The sequence below is a fragment of the Nostoc spongiaeforme FACHB-130 genome, assembly GCF_014698475.1.
GTDB lineage: Bacteria > Cyanobacteriota > Cyanobacteriia > Cyanobacteriales > Nostocaceae > Nostoc_B > Nostoc_B spongiaeforme.
The window spans coordinates 60,939-81,912 of the sequence record NZ_JACJTB010000012.1; the positions used below are offsets into that span (position 1 = coordinate 60,939).

Annotated in this window: 23 protein-coding genes; 11 read left to right on the plus strand and 12 right to left on the minus strand. The window is 42.8% G+C overall.

Annotated elements, in window-relative coordinates; genetic code table 11:
* Positions 1–14 precede the first annotated feature (14 nt).
* The 9 genes from cpcA to H6G74_RS11835 all read left to right on the plus strand — a co-directional run bounded on the left by cpcA (position 15) and on the right by H6G74_RS11835 (position 6,968).
* On the plus strand, positions 15–506 hold the full coding sequence (cpcA, locus tag H6G74_RS11795) for a phycocyanin subunit alpha (RefSeq protein ID WP_190967852.1): 492 nt from the start codon (positions 15–17) through the stop codon (positions 504–506).
* Between the two features lie 236 nt (positions 507–742).
* A complete protein-coding gene (locus H6G74_RS11800) occupies positions 743–1,603 on the plus strand; it encodes a phycobilisome linker polypeptide (protein WP_190967853.1) in 861 nt (286 codons plus the stop codon).
* Positions 1,604–1,648: 45 nt separating this feature from the next.
* On the plus strand, positions 1,649–1,891 hold the full coding sequence (locus H6G74_RS11805) for a phycobilisome linker polypeptide (protein ID WP_062292420.1): 243 nt from the start codon (positions 1,649–1,651) through the stop codon (positions 1,889–1,891).
* A gap of 10 nt (positions 1,892–1,901) precedes the next feature.
* Entirely contained in the window at positions 1,902–2,732 is an 831-nt protein-coding gene (locus tag H6G74_RS11810) for a HEAT repeat domain-containing protein (RefSeq protein ID WP_190967854.1), read from the plus strand.
* 73 nt (positions 2,733–2,805) lie between these two features.
* Complete coding sequence (locus tag H6G74_RS11815) at positions 2,806–3,405, plus strand: HEAT repeat domain-containing protein (RefSeq protein ID WP_190967855.1); 600 nt, start codon at positions 2,806–2,808, stop codon at positions 3,403–3,405.
* A 41-nt stretch (positions 3,406–3,446) separates the two neighbouring features.
* Positions 3,447–4,286, plus strand: coding sequence for a phycobilisome rod-core linker polypeptide (locus H6G74_RS11820; protein WP_190967856.1), 840 nt, complete (start codon positions 3,447–3,449; stop codon positions 4,284–4,286).
* Positions 4,287–4,419: 133 nt separating this feature from the next.
* Positions 4,420–5,163 (plus strand): phycobilisome rod-core linker polypeptide, encoded by a 744-nt coding sequence (locus H6G74_RS11825; protein ID WP_190967857.1) that lies wholly within the window; start codon positions 4,420–4,422, stop codon positions 5,161–5,163.
* 212 nt (positions 5,164–5,375) lie between these two features.
* A complete protein-coding gene (locus H6G74_RS11830; protein ID WP_190967858.1) occupies positions 5,376–6,089 on the plus strand; it encodes a phycobilisome rod-core linker polypeptide in 714 nt (237 codons plus the stop codon).
* 111 nt (positions 6,090–6,200) lie between these two features.
* On the plus strand, positions 6,201–6,968 hold the full coding sequence (locus H6G74_RS11835) for a phycobilisome rod-core linker polypeptide (RefSeq protein WP_190967859.1): 768 nt from the start codon (positions 6,201–6,203) through the stop codon (positions 6,966–6,968).
* 410 nt (positions 6,969–7,378) lie between these two features.
* On the opposite strand, the gene H6G74_RS11840 is transcribed toward H6G74_RS11835, so the two are convergent.
* Together H6G74_RS11840 and H6G74_RS11845 are read right to left on the minus strand one after the other, a co-directional pair.
* Positions 7,379–8,185 carry a carbonic anhydrase gene (locus tag H6G74_RS11840; protein WP_190967860.1) on the minus strand — a complete coding sequence of 269 codons (807 nt, stop codon included), beginning with the start codon at positions 8,183–8,185 and terminating at the stop codon, positions 7,379–7,381.
* 58 nt (positions 8,186–8,243) lie between these two features.
* A complete protein-coding gene (locus H6G74_RS11845) occupies positions 8,244–9,755 on the minus strand; it encodes a hydroxysqualene dehydroxylase (RefSeq protein ID WP_190967861.1) in 1,512 nt (503 codons plus the stop codon).
* Positions 9,756–9,857: 102 nt separating this feature from the next.
* Here H6G74_RS11845 and H6G74_RS11850 point away from each other — a divergent pair, with 102 nt between their 5' ends.
* Positions 9,858–10,442 (plus strand): YdeI/OmpD-associated family protein, encoded by a 585-nt coding sequence (locus H6G74_RS11850; protein ID WP_190967862.1) that lies wholly within the window; start codon positions 9,858–9,860, stop codon positions 10,440–10,442.
* 1 nt (position 10,443) lies between these two features.
* On the opposite strand, the gene H6G74_RS11855 is transcribed toward H6G74_RS11850, so the two are convergent.
* From H6G74_RS11855 to H6G74_RS11885, 7 genes are all read right to left on the minus strand, one after another.
* Positions 10,444–11,211 (minus strand): MBL fold metallo-hydrolase, encoded by a 768-nt coding sequence (locus H6G74_RS11855; protein ID WP_190967863.1) that lies wholly within the window; start codon positions 11,209–11,211, stop codon positions 10,444–10,446.
* Between the two features lie 3 nt (positions 11,212–11,214).
* On the minus strand, positions 11,215–11,814 hold the full coding sequence (locus H6G74_RS11860) for an anthranilate synthase component II (protein ID WP_190967864.1): 600 nt from the start codon (positions 11,812–11,814) through the stop codon (positions 11,215–11,217).
* A 106-nt stretch (positions 11,815–11,920) separates the two neighbouring features.
* Positions 11,921–12,373 (minus strand): diacylglycerol kinase family protein, encoded by a 453-nt coding sequence (locus H6G74_RS11865; RefSeq protein WP_190594990.1) that lies wholly within the window; start codon positions 12,371–12,373, stop codon positions 11,921–11,923.
* 139 nt (positions 12,374–12,512) lie between these two features.
* On the minus strand, positions 12,513–13,022 hold the full coding sequence (gene ybeY / locus H6G74_RS11870) for an rRNA maturation RNase YbeY (protein ID WP_190967865.1): 510 nt from the start codon (positions 13,020–13,022) through the stop codon (positions 12,513–12,515).
* A 40-nt stretch (positions 13,023–13,062) separates the two neighbouring features.
* Entirely contained in the window at positions 13,063–13,218 is a 156-nt protein-coding gene (locus H6G74_RS11875) for a DUF3285 domain-containing protein (RefSeq protein WP_083468722.1), read from the minus strand.
* A gap of 279 nt (positions 13,219–13,497) precedes the next feature.
* Positions 13,498–14,620, minus strand: a protein-coding gene (gene prfB / locus H6G74_RS11880; protein ID WP_190691778.1) for a peptide chain release factor 2 whose coding sequence is annotated in 2 segments (ribosomal slippage) — positions 13,498–14,547 and positions 14,549–14,620 — 1,122 coding nt in all. Because the reading frame shifts where the segments join, the coding sequence is not laid out codon by codon here.
* 201 nt (positions 14,621–14,821) lie between these two features.
* Complete coding sequence (locus tag H6G74_RS11885) at positions 14,822–15,550, minus strand: Bax inhibitor-1/YccA family protein (protein ID WP_190967866.1); 729 nt, start codon at positions 15,548–15,550, stop codon at positions 14,822–14,824.
* Positions 15,551–16,176: 626 nt separating this feature from the next.
* Here H6G74_RS11885 and H6G74_RS11890 point away from each other — a divergent pair.
* Entirely contained in the window at positions 16,177–16,962 is a 786-nt protein-coding gene (locus tag H6G74_RS11890; protein ID WP_190967867.1) for an RNA polymerase sigma factor SigF, read from the plus strand.
* A gap of 344 nt (positions 16,963–17,306) precedes the next feature.
* Here the strand turns inward: H6G74_RS11890 and H6G74_RS11895 are convergent, their stop codons facing one another.
* From H6G74_RS11895 to H6G74_RS11905, 3 genes are all read right to left on the minus strand, one after another.
* Positions 17,307–17,900 carry a Uma2 family endonuclease gene (locus tag H6G74_RS11895; protein WP_190967868.1) on the minus strand — a complete coding sequence of 198 codons (594 nt, stop codon included), beginning with the start codon at positions 17,898–17,900 and terminating at the stop codon, positions 17,307–17,309.
* A 70-nt stretch (positions 17,901–17,970) separates the two neighbouring features.
* Positions 17,971–20,010 (minus strand): magnesium chelatase ATPase subunit D, encoded by a 2,040-nt coding sequence (gene bchD, locus H6G74_RS11900; protein WP_190967869.1) that lies wholly within the window; start codon positions 20,008–20,010, stop codon positions 17,971–17,973.
* Positions 20,011–20,124: 114 nt separating this feature from the next.
* Positions 20,125–20,802 (minus strand): SDR family oxidoreductase, encoded by a 678-nt coding sequence (locus tag H6G74_RS11905; protein ID WP_190967870.1) that lies wholly within the window; start codon positions 20,800–20,802, stop codon positions 20,125–20,127.
* Between the last annotated feature and the right edge of the window lie 172 nt (positions 20,803–20,974).

The window sequence follows — 20,974 nt, forward strand, 5'->3', positions numbered from 1 at the left end:
GGAGATTTGAAAAGATGGTTAAAACACCAATTACCGAAGCTATCGCAGCTGCTGATACCCAAGGACGTTTCCTGAGCAACACCGAATTACAAGCTGTTAACGGTCGTTATGTACGTGCAGCTGCAAGCATGGAAGCTGCTCGTGGTTTGACCTCCAACGCTCAACGCTTGATCGATGGTGCAACCCAAGCTGTTTACCAAAAATTCCCCTACACCACCAGCACTCCTGGCCCTAACTTCGCTGCTGACAGCCGTGGTAAATCCAAGTGCGCTCGTGACGTTGGTCACTACCTCCGCATCATCACCTACAGCTTAGTAGCTGGTGGTACTGGCCCCTTGGATGAATACCTGATTGCTGGTTTGGCTGAAATCAACAGCTCCTTTGATTTATCTCCTAGCTGGTACGTAGAAGCTCTGAAATACATCAAAGCTAATCATGGTTTGTCTGGTCAAGCTGCTAACGAAGCTAACACCTACATCGACTACGCTATCAACGCTCTCAGCTAGATAGTTTTCTGCCCGGAGAGGGATGCAAGTGCTGGATGGTAATCACCTAGCAGTTGGATCAAGCTCCGGGCATAGTTTTATGTAGGGATGAAAAGAAGAATGCAGAATCCAGAATCCAGAATTCAGCTTTGGTTAAATCTAGTTATTCTGACTTCTGACTCCTGAATTCTTATTCAAAAAGCTTTTTAGAGCAAGCAGTCGGCATAAACCGCCGAACATCAATAAGGGGATAAAAGATGGCAATTACAGCAGCAGCATCTAGGCTAGGGACAGAGCCATACAGCGAAGCACGTCGAGTTGAACTGCGCCCCAACGCCAGCAAAGCAGAAGTCGAAGCCGTGATTCATGCCGTGTATCGGCAAGTCTTGGGTAATGATTACATCATGGCATCAGAACGTCTGGTAAGCGCAGAATCACTCCTGCGGGATGGAAACCTGACAGTGCGGGAGTTCGTGCGTAGCGTTGCCAAATCAGAACTCTACAAAACCAAGTTTTTCTACAACAGCTTCCAAACTCGTTTGATCGAACTCAACTACAAGCATTTGTTGGGTCGCGCTCCTTACGATGAGTCAGAAGTTGTTCATCACCTCGACTTGTACCAAAACAAAGGCTACGACGCAGAAATTGACTCTTACATTGATTCTGTAGAGTATCAAAACAACTTCGGCGATAACATCGTGCCTTACTATCGTGGTTTTGAAACTCAGCCTGGGCAGAAGACAGTAGGTTTTAATCGGATTTTCCGGTTATACAGAGGCTATGCCAATAGCGATCGCGCCCAAGTAGAAGGTAAAAAGTCACGGTTAGCGCGGGAATTAGCGAGCAATCTAGCATCTTCAATTATTGGCCCCTCCGGCAGCAATAATAACTGGAGTTTCCGTGCAACAGCAGATTTAGCACCGAAGCGGAACTTAGGCAACGCTGTCGGACAAGCTGATCGTGTTTACCGCATTGAAGTTACAGGACTTCGCAATCCCGGCTATCCGAGCGTAAGAAGAAGCAGCACAGCCTTTATCGTACCTTACGAACGGCTTTCTGAGAAAATCCAGCAAATCCATCGGCAAGGCGGCAAAATAGCCAGCGTTACACCAGCTTAAGTTGCTGCTACAGGGATTGTAAACCAAATAGGAGATAGAGAAGTAATGTTCGGTCAAACCACATTGGGTGCTAGTAGCGTTTCTTCATCTGCTAGTCGTGTGTTTCGCTATGAAGTTGTAGGCTTGCGGCAAAACTCCGAAACTGACAAGAATAAATACAACATTCGCAATAGCGGTAGCGTATTTATTACCGTGCCATACAGCCGGATGAATGAAGAATACCAAAGAATTACCCGTCTAGGTGGCAAAATCGTCAAGATTGAGCCATTAACTGCTGACGAGGAATAATCCCCTGGCAATGATAGAACCCAGTGGGGAGCAATTTGCCCCAGAGAACGGGCCTCAGCTCACACCAGATATAGCACTCGCTAACCTGCAATCACCAGATTTAAGTCTCCGCTATTATGCAGCTTGGTGGCTGGGCAAGTTCCGGGTTAACAGAGCAGATGCTGTAGATGGGTTGATTGCCGCATTAAAAGATGAAGCGGATAGAACAGAGCTAGGTGGTTATCCACTGCGCCGGAATGCAGCTAGGGCGTTAGGTAAGTTAGGTGATGCCAGAGCAGTACCAAGCTTAATTGAATGCCTTGAATGTTCTGATTTCTATGTGCGCGAAGCTGCTGCTCAGTCTTTAGAAATGCTGCGCGATCGCACTGCCACATCAGCACTGATCAAAATGTTAGATGGGGGTGTAGCCGAGGCCGTGCAAGTACCGGGACTCCCTCATCTAACCCAACCCTACGAAGCAGTCCTAGAAGCCTTGGGAGCGATTCACGCCACTGAGGCAATTCCACTCATAGAGCCTTTCCTAGAGCATCCATTACCACGAGTACAATGTGCCGCCGCCAGAGCCATGTACCAACTCACACAAAACCCCATCTACGGAGAAAGGTTAGTGAAAATGTTGGCAACAGGTGATCTGAAATTACGCCGCGTTGTCTTAGGGGATTTGGGTGCAATTGGGTATTTGGCAGCAGCAGAAGCGATCGCTCAAGCTCAGGTCGAAAATAGCTTCAAACTTATTGCCCTCAAAGGATTGCTAGAGCATCAATTAACAGATGAGTTAGAGAAACTTGCTGTATCTGATGACGCAATTCGGGTAATGAACTTGATGGATTCACTTTTATAGTCACTTGTCATTTGTCCTTTGTCCTTGGTCAAAAGCTGATGACAAGTGACTATTGACCAATGACTAACGACCAATGACTGAAGAACTAATTCGTGCCGTCGCCCTAGCAGATACACCAGCAAAAATGGTGACAGCAGTGCAGAACTTGGCAGCCACAAAAGATATAGCTGCAATTCCTACTTTGATTGCTGTGTTTGGATATAACAATCCAGCCGCCGCAGCAGTAGCCGCCACCGCCCTCACAGAAATGGGAGAAGCGGCAGTACCACAGCTAATATCTCAAATTGATGACTATAACTATGGCGCGCGGGCTTATTCGATTCGCACCTTAGCGGCGATCGCAGACCCTCGTGCTTTAGAGTTATTGGTTAGTGCAGCTGCCACAGACTTTGCCCCCAGTGTCCGCCGCGCTGCTGCCAAAGGTTTAGGAAACTTGCACTGGCATAAGCTAGATTTTCCCCAAAGCCATACAGCACCCAAAAGAGCCTTAGAAACCCTTATATTTATTTCTCAAGACTCTGAATGGTCAATTCGGTATGCTGCCGTTGTGGGTTTACAAGCCTTGGCAAACAATAGCGATTTACAACAACCTATTTTCGCCAGACTCAACGAAATGCTCACAGCCGATACCGAAAAAGCCGTCCGCGCTCGTGTGCAACTAGCTTATCTTTAAATAAAGCTATTTGTTTACCATAAAACAAGGTAAAAGTAAATATGTCAATACCACTACTAGAATATTCACCAAGTTCCCAAAACCAACGGGTAGAAGGTTACGAAGTCCCCAACGAAGATACCCCAACTATTTATCGCTTATCTGCTGCGGTTGACGATAAAGATATTGATAGCATCATCTGGGCAGCTTATCGGCAAATCTTCAGCGAACAACTGATTATCAAAAGCAATCGCCAAACCTTCTTAGAATCTCAACTGCGGAATCGGGCAATTAACGTCCGGGATTTCATTCGCGGCTTAGGCAAATCGGAAGTTTATCGCACCCAAGTAGCAGATATTAACTCCAACTACCGCTTAGTAGACATCACCTTAAAGCGGTTTTTAGGTAGGGCTGCCTATAACAAAGATGAAGAAATTGCCTGGTCAATTGTCATTGCCACCAAAGGTTTACACGGGTTTATTGACGCATTGCTAGACAGCGACGAATATCAGCAGAACTTTGGAGATGATATCGTACCTTACCAACGCCGTCGCTTCAAAGACAGACCCTTTAACTTAGTTAACCCACGCTACAACAGTTACTGGCGCGATCGTCAAACCCTCAACTACCTGGGTGGCCGTTCCTTCTACAGCGCCCGCACCACAGGTTATGCCACCAAAGAAGAAATTCGGCGCGTAATTCCCAGCAACTTCTTAGCAATGGCTGGGAACATAATTACCAACGAACGCAATTATCAACGCATAACCGCATCCGTTGTCTCCCAAATTAGAGACATGAATATCCCCGACAACAGCCGTGAAGCTGGTACTCCCCAACCAACAGTTAAACCCACAGCCGTTGCCCTACCTTACCGTTATCTTCCTGGCACTAAGACAACCTAGAAGGCAAAAGGTAAAAGTCAAAAGTTAAAAGTCAAAAAGCAGAAAGAGAAATATTAAATTTCAGACTTCAGACTTCAGACTTCAGACTTCAGACTTCAGACTTTTTTCATGACAAAGGACAAACCCTAAAACTATGGCAATACCTCTACTAGAATACAAACCCAGCTCTCAAAACCAGCGCGTCCCAGGTTACGAAATCCCCAACGAAAATACCCCCAGACCCTATCGCATCGAAAACTGTGCTAGTGATGGCGATGTTCAAGAATTAATTTGGGCGGCTTATCGCCAATTATTTAGCGAACATGAAATCCTGAAATTCTTCCGCCAAGGCAATTTAGAATCTCAGGTAAAAAATCGCGCCATTACTGTACGTGACTTTATTCGCGGTTTAGCCAAATCTGAAGCCTTTCGGAGTTTAGTCATCGAGACAAATTCTAACTACCGTTTAGTAGAAATTGCCCTGAAACGCTTTTTAGGTCGTGCGCCTTATAATAAAGACGAAGAGATTGCTTGGTCAATCAAAATAGCAACAGCTGGTTGGGATGGTTTTGTTGACGCTTTAATTGACTCAGAAGAATATCTCACCAACTTTGGCGAAAACATCGTTCCTTTCCAACGCCGCCGCTATAAAGATAGACCCTTCAACCTAGTTACCCCCCGCTATGGTAACTACTGGCGCGACAAACTAGAAGATGCTCGCTACAAAGAAGGAGACATCAAAAACTTCTTGGCTTTGGCTAACTCCCTCAGCATCAGACAAGTTACTTACACGCCAGTTAACCTCACTAACATCAAAATTCCTGACACCACCAGAGAAACCGTACCCCAAGGTATCCCGGTGTCGATTAGTTCCAGTGCTAACTTCCCCGTGCGCTAAGGGCTGTTTTTCAGTGGTTTGATAAAAGTATAAGAAGGATATAAGCTCTGCGAAAGCTAACTCATAACCTTCTAAATGTTTTTCCGTCGAGTTACCAAATCATCAAGAGCAAGTAACTTATACCAATTGGAACAATCATGGGTTTCAAATCCAAAATGGTAAAGACGGACTAATTATAAGATGCCAACTTTATTCTTAAGGCGGTCTTTAGTATGGCATTACCTTTACTTGAATACAAACCCACAACTCAAAATCAACGAGTTAGTAGTTTTGGTGCGGCAGATACCAACGAAGATACACCTTATATCTACCGTACAGAAATCGCCAACTCTCCTAGTGAAATTGAAAGACTAATTTGGGCAGCTTATCGCCAAGTCTTCAACGAACAGGAAATTTTGAAATTTAACCGCCAAATTGCCCTAGAAACCCAACTTAAAAATCGGTCAATCACGGTTAAAGATTTTATCCGGGGTTTGGCCAAATCAGAGCGATTTTATCAGCTAGTAGTCACGCCCAATAATAACTATCGGCTGGTAGAAATGTGCTTAAAACGGTTGTTAGGTCGCTCTCCTTACAATCATGAAGAAGAAATAGCTTGGTCTATTCAAATTGCTACTCGCGGTTGGCATGGATTTGTGGATGCTTTGATTGACAGTGAAGAATATACCGAAGCCTTTGGCGACTACACTGTACCTTATCAGCGCAAACGTATGACCATAGACCGACCATTCAGCTTTACTCCCCGCTATGGTGCTGACTATCGAGAACGCGCAGGTATTGTGAAAGGTGGCGGTTATCGCTCCTTGTCATATCTACCTAGTCAAAACGTTGATGGGGCTGCACTGTTAGGTGTATTGCTTGTAGTGTCCGCAGGAATAACTTTCTTGTTGGTACTAAATTGGTTAGGAATTCATACTGGGTTCTAACCGAATGCGGGACAATAGATAAAGCATGAGTGAGGATTTGAGTCATCAAACCTCCTCATTAATCACCAGCTAAATCTCTGTGTAATCTTTTAATAAGAGGAAAAAAGCAGCATGGCATTGCCATTACTTGAATACAAACCCAGCAGTCAAAACCACCGTGTTAAAAGCTTTGGTGTTGCTGACCAAAACGAAAATACACCATATATCTATCGCATAGAAGATGTCAGTTCTTATACTGATATCCAAAACATCATTTGGGCAGCTTATCGCCAAGTTTTCAGCGAACATGAAATTCTCAAGTTCAACCGCCAAGTAACTTTAGAATCTCAGTTAAAAACTGGCGCGATTTCTGTACGTGACTTTATCCGTGGTTTAGCTAAGTCTGAAGCCTTCTATCGTTTGGTTGTTTCTGTCAACAATAACTACCGTTTAGTTGACATCACCCTCAAACGCTTATTAGGTCGTTGTGCTTACAACAAAGAAGAAGAAATTGCTTGGTCAATTGTAATTGGAACCAAAGGTTTTGGCGGCTTTGTTGATGCTATTTTAGACAGCGAAGAATACAATCAAGCCTTTGGTGAGAACACTGTCCCCTACCAACGCAAACGCTTGGTAGACCGTCCTCACAACTTGGTTACACCCCGCTACGGCGAAGACTTCCAAGAAAAAGCAGGTACAGTTCAAACCGACTGGCGCTTTACCTTGGATAAATTCTACACCCGCAAGTTCCAAGAAAAACGTCTGGCTGAAGGCGATCCACGCAAATTTGCAGATTTGGCAGCAGCAATCAATCCTAGCGGTAACTACGCTCAAAGAATGTCATCCTTTGATATTGATTATATGAGTGCAGTACCTTACCGTGGCGGCAACAGACGCTAAAATTAACAATTTAGTTGTCTAAATTTTATACTGGGTCTAGTTTTTGCGTTGATGCAATAACCAACAGCCGATGTGTAGTTGGATGTTGCATTGAGTAAAAGCTAAACCCAGTAGCTTTTGATGGTATTATCTCGAAAAATGCAATAATCACTGTACACAATCTATCTTCAAGTTACGATTTCCCTGCTATGGAAACGAAGAGGTGTTATGAATTTAAAGTTAGTTGAATCTTTAGCACAAATTATTCAATCGTTGACACCTGAAGAACAAGCTTTCCTAGAAGAAAATTTAAATTAGTTTTTTTAGTTTCACCTAAAAGATGGTGAGTTTCAAATAATTAAATAAATTTTCATTTAAACATGTTATTTGTTATGTAGGCGATCGCAAAATCTATTTTGTCAACTCAGCAATCAAGTTTGATCCGCATTAACACTCTCAAAAACTATGCGCTGGTTTAACGGCTGAATTGGACGTGCATTATGGGGAAATAGCTGGGAAAATTTAGCTATCTGTTCACTCGATACCTCAACGGGAGTTTCCATGATGTACCATGTCACATTTTCGGAACAGGGTGGGGTGGTGAGGGAACCAGAATAAGTGAGAAATCTGCGTTCTGTTGGTAAAAGTTCAGCAGCGTTGATAATAGTATCTTTTAGCTGATTTTCCTTTCCCTGGGTTTGGGGTATAGCATCCCAAATTGTTTGCAGATTGGGGTTAAACTCTCCGGCTTTGAAGAATACGCCAACTACTGCTAAGTTACCTGCTTGACTGCGGTGAACGAAATGCAGTTCCATATCGTATTCTTCGCCGTTGAGGTGGTGTTCGCTGGGGTGGTGGAAATGGAATTGAAGCAGCTGATAAACTTGGCGATCGCTTTCTATATAACTTCCTGGTTGATAGTTAATTTGAATCGTTTTACCGTTATTAATTAAACTTAAGGGCGTTGGCTGATATTTAACTACTAATAAATCTTGATTATTTTTATCAAGACTTTTAACACTATCAAATTGTAAATTAATCGGTGTTTGTCTTTTACCTGTATAACAAAGTTGAAAATCTGGTGAAAGTTTACCCCAATATTCTGGCCCTTGTTTGCCGATATAACCCCAATTTGTTGCGGCTGCTGCTGGGGAAGTTAGATAACTAGAAACAGAACTTCCCACAGCAGTCATACCAAGTAATTGTAGTAGTCGTCGTCTGTTTAAAATTTTACTCATACCAATTTTTGGATGTGGGATTAACAGCGTTGATTAATGTTTGGTAATTAGCCAAGTGCTAGGGCAACCAGAAATTAGGCAAGATAGACTTACTGAAGTTACGCACAGTTTCGTTGAGCGATCGCCCGATTTTGATATGTACTTCATCTTCATGTACAGGTAAAATATCAGCAGTTTGACCCTCCCCTAAATAAGACATCACAAAATTCGCGGCTTCTAAACCTGTAACATAAGCTTTTTCTTGCGACCATGAACCGTGACGGTTAATAATCCAATCACCACTCATGAATACGTTGGCAAAACTTGTCCTAGCTGGCAACATATAACGATAACTACCTGGTGCAAAGTGCGTTACCGCATTTGGTAAGCGAATTACACTACTATCAATTACTTTCCCTTGTTTGAATGCAGGTACACAAGTTGCTAAATAATTCTGCACAATTGGAATTATTTCTTCATCACTCAAACTGAGGAACTGATTAGCATGATAAAAATCTGCTTCAATTACCGTTCCTGGTTCATCGTGATATTCATCATGTAAAGCATTCAAATCAAAAAATGTCCATCCAGTAGTTGCATCAAAACCAAAGCAAGCATTAGAAGGACGAGGAATATCAATTTTTCGGTCAAACCATAACCGCGTTGCTAAAACATCAATTGCACCTAAATTATTTAAATTCCGAAATTCTTCTCGGTTTTGCAAACTAGGACTGGAAGAAACAATTTTCTGCATTCCAGTCACCCCAACCGCAAAAATTACCGCATCAGCGTTAAAGACTTGCTCACCACAAACTACACCAGTGGCACGATTTTGCTCATCAATAATTAAGTCAGTTACACGCTGTTTTGCTAATACTTTACCGCCAGCTTTTTCAATTTTTTCTACCCAAGGGCGGAAGATTTTTTCGCCTACAGTTCCGCGACACCAAACCACATCAAAATTCGGCTGATGCGCCAAAATGAAATAATACAGCATTCCTAATGTGGCGGCAGCAGAACATTGTTCACCAGGGGCAAATAAGCCAACCAACAACATCGGCTCAAAAGCATCACGATAAAGCCTAGCAGATACACCAAAATCTTTGAATAATTCCCGCGCTGTAACAGAATCATAACGCCGCCAAGCTGCATCAGAATTATCAAAATCAACCACAGCATACAGTAATGGTAAGGCGCTGAGACGGTCAATTAATGGCAATCGCTGAAAGTGCGTGTAGAGAAATGTGCCAAGAGGTGCGGGTAGTTGGGGTAATTCTTGAAAAATAGGTGATTCTACTTCTAAGCCGGCGGGTGAATATTGAGCAGAACGAGTCCAGGTAGTGAAGGGGTTAATATCTAACTCGTTAATTAAGGCAAAAATATTTCTGTAAGGATACCAAAAACCATGAATCCCAGCTTCTACCGATTTCCCCCCAGGAGTTTTCCAACCTGCAACAAGTCCGCCAGGATAGGGGCCTGCTTCTAGAAGTGTCACATTGTATCCTTGCTTGGCTAAATGGTAGGTTGCGCCTAAACCAGCCCAACCCGCACCCACGACTACCACATTTTTTTGTTGTGACGCTTCTACCATTTTGCTCTCCGATTGTTGCAGCTCATCAATTAATGTATACGAACTTGCGTTCAGAGGGAGAGGGAAGAGAAGATTAATTCAGCTAATCACCGATTTTTGACGATGCCAAAATTTGAGGAACAACTAGAATTTATTTATGCCAGCGATCGCAACCAATGGCGGGAGTGGTTAGTCAAAAATCATCTCACTTCCCTTGGTATCTGGTTAGTATATTACAAAGTCAAAAGTGGTCAACCCAGTGTCAGATACAGTGAAGCAGTCCAGGAAGCTTTATGTTTTGGGTGGATTGACAGTAAAGTTAAATCTTTAGATGAAAACCGCTATCAGCAAATTTTTACACCACGCAAACCCAAAAGTGTTTGGTCAAAATTAAATAAGCAATATATTGAAGAGTTAATTGCAGCAGGTTTAATGACGGAATTTGGTCTGGCTAAAATTGCTGATGCGAAAAAAGATGGCTCATGGACTTCCTTAGATGCGATCGAAGCATTAATCGTTCCTCCAGATTTGCAACAAGCTTTAGCAGCCAACTCTTGGGCTAACCTCAATTTTGCAGCTTTTAGTAATTCCACCAAAAAAAACATTCTTTTTTGGATTGAAAATGCCAAACGTCCAGAAACTAGGTTAAAGAGAATTGAGCAAACTGTAACTTCAGCCGCGCAAAACAGAAATCCATTGAGCCGTTAGTTTAAAATTTGTAGCTTAAAACTTGAATCACCTTATCTTCTGGTAACTTTCCAGGAGTGATGGTAATAGTGTCACTGTTGCTACGCCGGACGGTGATCCCTTGCACCAAGTTGAGAAATTCATCCAAAGGTGATATATCACAAGCATTTGCATCAGCAGCTTGGGTGCGGTAGTGAGTCGGAATTACTACTTTGGGATTTAACACCTCAATTGCTTGTTTAGCTTCCTCGGCGTTATAAGCTTTAGCACTACCGCCTACAGGGACAAACACCACATCAGGACGACCCATGAGAATTTTTTGTTCAAGAGAAATGGGTGCAGCAATTCCGCCTAGATGTAAGATATTAATTCCTGCTTGTTGCCAACTCCAGGCGGTGTTTTTGCCAAATTGTCTCCCACCTTTGCGATCGTGATCTGTGGAAATTCCTTGAAATTTTATTCCCTGAAACTCATAAACGCCAGCTTCATAGACTAGTTTGGGATTTCCTGGTAAATCTTCTACTGCGCCTTCGTCTAATAATTGACTGCTAATCAAGACCAAGTTTGCACTGACCTTTGGCGCACGATAACCAGCAGTACAACCAACTGTGCGGAAGGGATTAGCGAGGATTTTCACTCCGCCACCAGAAATTAGAAAGCAAGTATGACCCAACCACTGAACTGATAAACCGCCAGATTGTGCGTCAGCTTCAGAGTGAGAACCTAAAGTAGAAACTAAAGCTGTGACTAACCCCGCCCCAGCATAGCCCATCAATTGTCGTCGTTTCATTAATCACTCTCTCGTCGGTAATTGTTCCAGAAAGTTTCGCAATAACTGTTTTCCCGAACAAGTTAGCACACTTTCTGGGTGAAACTGGACTCCTTGGATGTGAGGATAGTTCCGATGGCGCACTCCCATAATTGTGCCATCTTCAACCCAAGCCGTGATTTCTAACACTTCGGGGCAAGTTTCGCGGTCAATCACCAAACTATGATATCTGGTGGCGGTCATCGGATTTTCTATTCCTTGAAAAACCCCCACATCAGTGTGCGTTACCTGGGAAGTTTTGCCGTGCATTAACTCTGGAGCAGAGACGATTTTACCACCAAATACTTGACCAATGCTTTGATGCCCCAAGCATACACCTAAAATTGGCAAGCTTGGGCCGAGTTTTTCAATCAAATCCAAAGATATACCCGCATCTTCTGGACGACCAGGCCCAGGTGAAATTACTACAAGGTCGGGTTGTAAATCTTGGATTTCTTCTATGGTAATTTTATCGTTGCGAAAAACTTGAATGTCTGATGCGATAGGAAACTCTGCTGCTAGTTCTCCTAAGTACTGCACCAAATTGTATGTAAAACTGTCGTAATTATCGATGACTACAATCACGGCCTAGACTCCTGGTGATCATTACCAGATTCTAGCCGTCAGCGTCAGTAATTATGTCATTCAAGGTTGAGAAATTTTTATGGATAAGTTTGACTAATATCTAAACTTAAAACTTGGACATAATTAATATGATTAATGGCGGTAGCAATAAGGTACAAGCTACTAAGATAGCGACTAAAGCAGAAACAAGCACCGCACCCGCCGCACAGTCTTTGGCAACTTTGGCTAATTCGTGGTAGGTCTGCTTGACGGTTAAATCTACCAAAGATTCGATCGCAGTGTTGAGTAGTTCAAGTGCTAGAACTAAGCCGCTAGTAATCCCAATGACAGCGATTTCTACAGGTGACAAATGCAAGAATATGCTTAATGCGATCGCCAAAGCACAAAAACTCACATGAATCCGAAAATTGCGTTGAGTCTGAAAACTGTAAGTAATACCAGCCCAAGCATACTTAAAGCTCACAAATAAATTAGCAGCAACTTGCCACGAGAATTCCCTTTCCTTAGTGATCAGTGATGATAGCTTGTTTGGCGGTGGAGGAGAAACTTGTTGGGACATAAGCTAAAAAATAGAATAATACATTTGGGTAAACTGGGAATTTTAGCTGATTGTACTCATCCAATCAACTTCTCGGCAATTTTCTACACGAGTATTATAAAAGGATGCCTAAAAATTAACACTGACAGACATAAAAACTTTAATATTCTATGTCAATATCAATACCAACTGTCTCCAGTATTATTACCTGCTGCTTTAGCATTTGCATTAAACTCTCATCGTCAGGATGATCCCAGCCCAAAAGGTGTAAAAGCCCATGAGCAGCTAACCAAGCTAACTCAGTTTTTAAACTATGCTCTTGTTGTTGGGCTTGGCGTTGGGCGGTAGTTACCGAAATCACAATATCACCTAAATACACAGGTTCATCCTCCATTTCCGCATAGTCTGGAAAATCCGTTTCTAATGCAGCGAAGGCTAACACATCTGTAGGCTTATCTTGATGTCGGTATTGAGCATTTAATGATTGAATTTCTGCATCATCTGTTAAACGCAGCCCTATTTCATAGCTTGGCGCTGGCGGTAAATCAGATTGAAGATTTTCTAACCAGCGATGAAACCAATTCTCCCAAGTTTCCGCCTCAACATTGACAGCTAATTCGGGGGAAGACTCAGAAAAAATATCTTGCAAATTTAGTTCAACTTGTACCAAGTACAAACACTCCTCAGCAATGCAGGATTTTTCTTGGTCTTTAACGGGTTAAGTAAGCAAGACCAATTAAAACAGCTAATAGCCCCACAGTCGATAACAAAAAATGTTTTATGGAAGTACCGCCCTTGCGTACCATATTCCGCATCGCAAGTTTGACGTAGCTTGGTTGGGGTTCCGTTGAGGGAGAGTCACTCATAATGATTTCGTAACCAACTCTTTTATATATAAATGTAACAGTTTCCTTACATTTATCTTGCCATTTTGTCTATTTTCAGTTGGAGAAGGTGTTAGGGTGCAATATATTGCACCCAGCGACTGAAGTCGCGGCTACACGAACAAAACCCGCCTACGCGGGTTACAAACCATTGATTGTGCTAGTCCGAGGACTTAGTTTGTGTAGCCACGAATTCCATTCATTGGGGTTAGGTTGCAAGATATGTGCTTACACCCCTGCACCCTTACCCCCAACAGTTCATTAACCAGAACTACTATCTACTAGCTGATTTTCTTGCCGTAGGTAGGCTTGGATGAACATATCGAGGTCGCCGTTCATCACATCAGCGATCGCAGTTGTTTCGGAATTGGTACGCAAATCCTTTACCATCTGGTAAGGATGAAATACGTAGTTGCGAATTTGATTACCCCAGGAAGCTTCCACCATATCACCGCGAATTTGGGCAATTTCTTGCGCTTTTTGTTCACGGGCGATAACTAGCAGTTTGGCTTTGAGACGGGCAAGGGCTTTTTCTTTATTTTGCAGCTGCGATCGCTCTTCTGTACAGCGCACAGCTAGACCTGTCGGTAAATGCACAATTCGGACTGCCGTTTCTACTTTGTTGACGTTTTGTCCACCTTTACCACCAGCCCTGGATGTCGTAACTTCCAAATCCTTCTCTGGAATATCCAACTGTACAGAATTATCGATTTGTGGCATCACTTCCACCCCAGCAAAACTAGTTTGCCGTTTGCCATTGGCATTAAAAGGTGAAATCCGCACTAAGCGATGTGTACCTGTTTCTGACCGCAAATAACCATAAGCATAACGCCCAGTAATTTCTAGAGTTGCTGATTTGATCCCAGCTTCATCACCCTCAGATTCTTCACTGAGTGCTACTTTATAACCATGTGCTTCTGCCCAACGGGTATACATCCGCAGCAGCATAAACGCCCAATCTTGAGCATCTGTACCACCTGCACCAGCGTTAATTGTCAACACTGCCCCTTCCGCATCGTAAGGGCCAGAAAGTAGCTGTTGTAACTCCCACTGGTCGAGGTCACGGTTGAGCTTAGTGATAGTAGATTCTGCTTCTTGCAGTAGTGACTCGTCGGTTTCTAACTCCAACAGTTCCACCACTGCTTTAGTATCTTCTAAACTGGCTCGCCACTGGTTATAAGTATCCAAGTGGGATTTGAGTTCGTTAAGTTCTTGCAGCGTTTTTTGGGCTTCAGTTTGATTTTCCCAAAATTCTGGCTGCGCTGATATTTGTTCTAAGTCGTGAATTTTCGCTGTCAGTGCAGGTACGTCAAAGATAGTCCTGGGTTTTACCCAGGCGGCTAGACAACGTTTCGATTTCGCGTTTGAGTTCTAAGACTTCCATAGTGCTGGCTAAATTTAGAGCTACTTGGATAGAGTTTCTAAGTTTGCTCTTTAGATTTTATTTGTTTTTTTGATTTTAGCGGCTGTTGAGGCAATTCTTTTGCTATGACCAAATATTTATATTGCAAAGCAATGAAAAAACCGTGGCTAGTAATTTTGCACCACGGTTAAAAATTTCTTAAATTTTGCTATTTATCGTTACTTAATCGCGGCCATTGAGGGCAATCAGCAGCCGTAAGATAAAGACAAACAGGTTGATGTAAGTCAAATACATCGACAAAGCGGCAGGTAAGTATTGGTCGTCGCGGTAAGTACGGGGCAGGATGTAGAAATCCACGACAGATACTCCCACAAACAAAAACACGCCTAAACCAGAAATGCCGATTTCTAGCCAAGTTGGGGTATAAACACCAAACAAAGCAAAGAGAAATTGCACTGCACAAACCACAATCAAGGCGATAACACCGAGACTGATGGTTTTTGTCAAAGCCATTCCGTCTTGTTCAGACAAATTTGAACCAACTTGACGGGCAACAATAAAGGTGACACCACAACCAAGGGCGGCTAAACCGATGCCTTGAATACCAACACCTTGGGTTCTTAAGGCGACAAATACTAAACCACTGAGAGTATACCCAGATAAAAGGCTGTAGGTTGCCAATAAAGGCAGGGCAATACCTTTGTTGCCTTTTTCAGCAACGTTTTGGGCAACGAAGAACAGAATTAATTCTAAAATTACCGCACCAATAAAGGTCGGGAAGAAAATTTCAGGGTTAGTACGGATAACGCCTAAACCACCGTAGGTTCCCAAGGCAGTGAGAACAAGACCACCACCAACGTAAGGTAAGGCATTAGCGATGACATTTGGGCCGATGAGGGCTTGGGTTCTAGCGTCTCGGATAGCTTCACGAAAGTTACTTGTATTGCTCATACTTGAGTTTTTCGCGCAAAAAAGTTCTGTATATTCCTATTCTTACCAAGATTTTCATTTATCAGCTAGGGGATTTTGTGCTTAACCTTAGCCTGCAACAATGATGCAGAATAATTCAGCCGTTAAAATTCAAAATCCGGAAGCAATTGTTGATGATACTCAAGTTGACAAACTTAGCTGTGGTTAGGTTTGGGGAATTTCATTAGTTTTTGTAATCAACAATTTGTGAGATAAATCTTAATTTTAATATTTTGCAATATTTTTATTTTCTGAGAGAAATATAGTTAAATCAAAAATTTCAACTGCTGATTTTTGGTACATTGCCTACCAATGCCTAGATATTTTTGGATCAGCCCAGCATTTAACTACAAAAATATCTAGGTTTGCTACGAAAAATAAATATTAATTAACTCAGCAAGTTCATAGATAAAACACTAATCACCTGCAACAACTAAGTTAGGAAAATCATGCGTAAAAACACTGAATACCAGAGATAGAGCCGAATTAAGTTCAGTGGAACGACGATGGTTTAATCAGCGTGGTCTAAGGAAAATAATTACAGCTTTGAAGAACTATATACGCAACTCCGTTTTTCTAGGAAAAGGAGTTAATACAAAGGAATTGATATGGCAGCAATTGAGTCTTCTATGCGAATTGATGGGATAGAGTTATTACACTTATACCACCAGAACCCCTCAATTAAACTTCGTAATCAACTTGTACAGTTACATACTGGCTTAGTGCGAAAGATGGCTCATAAATTTAGCCATCAATGTAATGAACCTTATGAAGATTTAGAACAAATCGGTTATTTTGGTTTAATTAGGGCAATTGAGCGTTTTGACCCCAGTCAAGGATATGCGTTTAGTTCCTTTGCTGTGCCATATATTCGTGGTGAGATGCTGCATTTCTTGCGCGATCGCAGTACGCTATTAAAAATTCCTCGTCGTTGGCAAGAATTGTACAATGAAGGACAAAAAATTCGCAAAGAATTAGCATTATCTTTAGGTCGTCCTCCCAAAGATTCAGAAATTGCTAAGGTACTGAAGGTTTCTGTACAAGAATGGCAAGAAACAAAGTTAGCTGCACAAAATCGGATGCCTTTGAGTTTGGATGCTACAGCAGTTCACTATGTTGATTGTCAAATTACTTTAGGTGAAGCACTACCTTGTCCTCGTTCTGCGGTGATGCAGCAACAAGAAGAAGAACGCCAACAACTCCAAGGGGCAATTAATATGCTAGAAGACAAACCCCGGATGGCAGTAGAAATGGTATTCTTAAAAGAACTTTCACGCAAAGATGCCGCTAAGAACATTGGTACCAGTCCAATGACCGTGACACGGTATTTGCAAAAGGGCATTAATGATTTGATTAATTATTTGCAGCCTCAAGCTGTGGCTTCAGGGTCTTGATGTTTGATACTACAAAATTGCTGACAGGAAAACTCTATAACTCCAATCGCTTCTAACTATAGTAGGAGACAGAAGGCAGGAGGCAGGAGGCAGGAGGTAAAAGTTTTATTATTCCTGGCATTCAAGCTTTCAAAACGTCCTAACATATCTGACTACCGCTATAATAAACAAAGTTCTGGATTTAAGTACTTAGACAAGATTAATTAATAACATTGTTTTCCTGTTAAATATTCTCTGCCTCAACACATAAATTTAATCTTGCCCAACCACTTATTACTTTAAATGTTTAGTATTGGTCTTCATGGGCATATAAGTCAGGGTGTCGTCTCCAAAAAGAATTTCATCTATTCAAATAAATTTGAGGAATTTAAGCCTGCACGTTGAAAGATAGCGTTAGGGCTAATTTCTAAATCTGGCAATAAATCATCAGTAATTACTTGATGATGGCGATACGTGATAGGTAAGGAAGCTGGGGTAAATACAGTAATAGTTCTAGCTTTTGTATCGACTATCCAAACACGCGAAACACCTGCTTTGAGATAATCTGTGGCTTTTTCAGCCATGTCTCCAAAAGTTTGTCCTGGTGAGATAATTTCAATCACTAATTCGGGTGCAACCGGACAAGCTTCATCTTGCAACCAATCAGCAGCGAGGCGGTTGTAAGAAATATACGTCAAATCAGGGACGGGTACCCAATCTTGTTGGTTTCGGGTTAATTTGGCTGACCATTCAACTACTACTCGCCCTTTTTTTTCTGCCCATGCAGACAATAATATTAATAAAGCACCAGTAGTTGAAGCTAGGAAAAACTTAGGCGACATTTCATCGTCTTTGTATTTAGGAACAGCTTCACCATCAACAAATTCGTATGTAATATCACCTTCGGGAAGTGCGAGAAACTCTTCCACAGTCAGCCGTTGATTAGAAGACTGAACCATAGGTTTAAAAAGTGCTGAGTTATATGGGGAGAAAGCTATCAATGGTCATTGACCATTGATCATTGACTAACTAGCGTGATTTTAGATCAGCGATCGCACCTCTGGTCATAGCAGCAATGGCTTTATCGGTAGCTTTTGGTAAATGGTAGTACTTACCTCCGGCTGTTTGGGCTAGTTCTTTGGCAAAACCAGTGGAAACAAATTTACTTTCGGTATCAATTACCAATAGTTGCATTCCCAAAGCTCTAAATCTGCCAGCAATTTCTAATAACTCGCCTTTGATATCCGGTTTTTCTCCTGGTTCCTGGGGTTCGCCTAAAGAACGCCCTAACGGAATATTACCCCGGCCATCCGTGATGGCTACCACTACAACTTGCCCAATATCGCCACTCATTTGGGCGTTTAAACCAACACGTACAGCTTGGGTTAAACCATGCGCCAACGGTGAACCGCCACCACAAGGTAATCTTTCTAAACGGTTTTTTGCTAAAGCGATAGAACGTGTTGGGGGTAATAAAACCTCTGCTTGTTCTCCCCGGAAGGGAATCAAAGCTACTTGGTCGCGGTTTTGGTAAGCCTCAGTTAACAGTTGCATGACTGCACCTTTGGCTGACTGCATCCGGTTCAAAGCCATCGAGCCAGAAGCATCTACTACGAATACTACCAATGCGCCGGCTTTACGAACCAAGCGTTTTGAGCGAATATCACCTTGCTCAACAATGACTTTTCTGTTTGGCTGTCTTTCACGCCGCGCTTTTTGATAAGGTGCAGCAGCTCGCAGGGTAGCATCTACGGCAATGCGCCGGACTTTACCCTTGGGTAACATCGGCTTGACGTAACGTCCCCGATCTTCGGAGAAAATTAAGCTACGACTGCCTGATTTACCTTGACGTTGCGCCATTTGGGCAAAATACAGCACGCTGTCATCCAGAATTACACCTTCTGGGTCGAAGATAAATTCTTCGGGGATGCTTGGTGGTTCTTGATTTTCTGGTTCTTCTGGTTGGTCTTCTTCTTTGTCTTCCTCTTCCTCTTGCTGGTCTTGTTCTGACTCGTCTTGGTTTTGTGGTGGTGGTGGGGGAGGAGGTGGTGGTGGTTGGTCGGGCGGCGGTGTTTGGACTACAGTTGCTCGTGGTACAATTACTAACTCGACAGCGCGACGTAAATCATCGGCATTGACAGTTGTGCGTCCTTCTAAGGCGGCGGCGGCTTTGGCGACGCGCACAGCAAATAACTCGGCGCGGTGTCCTTGGACACCACCGCGAATGGCTTCATTGACTAAGTAAGCGATTTGGTCATGGGTGATGGTGACTTCTTTTAACCATTCCCGCGCCAGGATAATTTGGGTTTTCAGTCCGTCGATGTCTTCGCTGTACTGCTGAAGAAATTCTTGGGGAGATTGGGAAAAAGCGATCGCTTGTTCTACTGCTTCTACTCGTTGATCTAAACCGAGTACACCATCAGCCGAGAGAGCGATCGCAATTCTATCGAGTAAGTGTTCTCGCAGTGCGCCTTCTTCTGGGTTGTAAGTGGCTATAAATAAAGATTTGCAAGGATGTTGAAAACTAATTCCTTCCCGCTCAATTTGGTTACGCCCTTCAGATAATACTGTTAAAAGTTGATTTGATATTTGGTCATCTAATAAATTGATTTCATCTACGTACAGTACACCCCGGTTAGCAGAGGCGAGTAAGCCAGGCTGAAAAACTGTATCTCCTTGCTTCACCGACTGTTCCACATCTACAGAACCTAAAAGTCGGTCTTCTGTGACACCGAGAGGAATTTGGACAAAGGGTGCAGGAATGATTTGTGTAGGGACATCCTGAATATCTTTCTCGGCGTATTCGGCTAACAGTAAATCGTCCCATTCTTCGGGGTGGGTGGGATCGCAGTTGCTAATTGAATCGGGAACCACTTCAATTGGCGGGAGTAGGGCGTGAATAGCACGCGCCATTACAGATTTTGCCGTACCGCGACGACCTGCGATCGCCACTCCTCCCAAACCAGGATCGACTGCTGCTAACAGCAAGGCTAATTTTATCGCTTCTTGACCGACTACGGCAGTCAAGGGAAAAGAGGCGATCGTTGGAGTGATAGTAGGCGCAGGCATTGTTTGCAAAAATGATTATGAAGGCAGGAGGCGAGACTTGAGCAATTATTTCTGCTTTGCTTCACTGGTCTCGGTTTTTAGCATATCAATTTCTGGCGCTATCTTGCCGATTCCCTAATCTAAACTAAATGGGGCAAATTCTATTTGTCCGAATAGCATATTTTTGTCTACTGCTGACAAAATTTTATTATTGGTGCGATCGCTATTTAAACAACGACAAACTAATTGCGCCACATCCGCACGATGGATACTACCAACAATCCTTGTGTCCTCAGTTAAAACGCCATTACCTGTAGCTGGTTCTGTTTTCAGTCCACCAGGACGAATAATAGTATATGTAAGTCCACTGGCAATTAAATATTGTTCGGCTTTGTCTTTTTCGACTAAAACTGATTGCAGCGCCGCCAATGCTTGCGGAGATAATGCACCAACACTATTACCAGTCCCGATGGAAGTTACTAAAATAAATTTTTGGACTCCGGCTTTGATAGCTGCATCAATGAGATTTTTATTCGCTGGGTAATCTGGTTTTTCGGTATCTGTCGGTAAACCACCAATACTACTAATAACAGTGTGGATGGGTTCATTGGTGAGCATAGCTGCTTCCACATCACCAACATTCATTGCATCACCCAAAACAGTCTTCACACCCGTTGCTTGTAATTCAGCCGCAGCCGTTTCAGTTCTCAACAGTGCTTTAACTTTCAGTTGTTGTGCTGTTAAATAGTTGGCAATTTCTCTGCCAACACCACGACTTGCCCCAGCCAGAAAAATGTATGATTCACTTGTCATAACGAATTGCGAAACTACTAAATTACTTATGCTCCAGGGATTGTATCAAATTATGAAGAGTGCTGAGTTGAAAGTGCTGAGTGCTGAGTAAGGTGAACATTCTTGCGGCTGAGATGAAAACGAAACTCAGTATCCATAGCAATACTCGATCAGTTACAAACATCTCCTCCTT

Excerpts from the sequence above, each read along its gene's own strand:
- H6G74_RS11905 (WP_190967870.1), bottom strand. The coding sequence starts at position 20,802 with ATGACAAGTGAATCATACATTTTTCTGGCTGGGGCAAGTCGTGGTGTT.
- H6G74_RS11810 (WP_190967854.1), top strand. The coding sequence starts at position 1,902 with ATGATAGAACCCAGTGGGGAGCAATTTGCCCCAGAGAACGGGCCTCAG.
- cpcA (WP_190967852.1), top strand. The coding sequence starts at position 15 with ATGGTTAAAACACCAATTACCGAAGCTATCGCAGCTGCTGATACCCAA.
- H6G74_RS11835 (WP_190967859.1), top strand. The coding sequence starts at position 6,201 with ATGGCATTGCCATTACTTGAATACAAACCCAGCAGTCAAAACCACCGT.
- bchD (WP_190967869.1), bottom strand. The coding sequence starts at position 20,010 with ATGCCTGCGCCTACTATCACTCCAACGATCGCCTCTTTTCCCTTGACT.
- H6G74_RS11875 (WP_083468722.1), bottom strand. The coding sequence starts at position 13,218 with ATGAGTGACTCTCCCTCAACGGAACCCCAACCAAGCTACGTCAAACTT.
- H6G74_RS11830 (WP_190967858.1), top strand. The coding sequence starts at position 5,376 with ATGGCATTACCTTTACTTGAATACAAACCCACAACTCAAAATCAACGA.
- H6G74_RS11840 (WP_190967860.1), bottom strand. The coding sequence starts at position 8,185 with ATGAGTAAAATTTTAAACAGACGACGACTACTACAATTACTTGGTATG.
- H6G74_RS11815 (WP_190967855.1), top strand. The coding sequence starts at position 2,806 with ATGACTGAAGAACTAATTCGTGCCGTCGCCCTAGCAGATACACCAGCA.
- H6G74_RS11865 (WP_190594990.1), bottom strand. The coding sequence starts at position 12,373 with ATGTCCCAACAAGTTTCTCCTCCACCGCCAAACAAGCTATCATCACTG.
- H6G74_RS11805 (WP_062292420.1), top strand. The coding sequence starts at position 1,649 with ATGTTCGGTCAAACCACATTGGGTGCTAGTAGCGTTTCTTCATCTGCT.
- H6G74_RS11800 (WP_190967853.1), top strand. The coding sequence starts at position 743 with ATGGCAATTACAGCAGCAGCATCTAGGCTAGGGACAGAGCCATACAGC.
- H6G74_RS11850 (WP_190967862.1), top strand. The coding sequence starts at position 9,858 with ATGCCAAAATTTGAGGAACAACTAGAATTTATTTATGCCAGCGATCGC.
- H6G74_RS11885 (WP_190967866.1), bottom strand. The coding sequence starts at position 15,550 with ATGAGCAATACAAGTAACTTTCGTGAAGCTATCCGAGACGCTAGAACC.
- H6G74_RS11855 (WP_190967863.1), bottom strand. The coding sequence starts at position 11,211 with ATGAAACGACGACAATTGATGGGCTATGCTGGGGCGGGGTTAGTCACA.
- H6G74_RS11825 (WP_190967857.1), top strand. The coding sequence starts at position 4,420 with ATGGCAATACCTCTACTAGAATACAAACCCAGCTCTCAAAACCAGCGC.
- H6G74_RS11845 (WP_190967861.1), bottom strand. The coding sequence starts at position 9,755 with ATGGTAGAAGCGTCACAACAAAAAAATGTGGTAGTCGTGGGTGCGGGT.
- H6G74_RS11820 (WP_190967856.1), top strand. The coding sequence starts at position 3,447 with ATGTCAATACCACTACTAGAATATTCACCAAGTTCCCAAAACCAACGG.
- H6G74_RS11890 (WP_190967867.1), top strand. The coding sequence starts at position 16,177 with ATGGCAGCAATTGAGTCTTCTATGCGAATTGATGGGATAGAGTTATTA.
- H6G74_RS11895 (WP_190967868.1), bottom strand. The coding sequence starts at position 17,900 with ATGGTTCAGTCTTCTAATCAACGGCTGACTGTGGAAGAGTTTCTCGCA.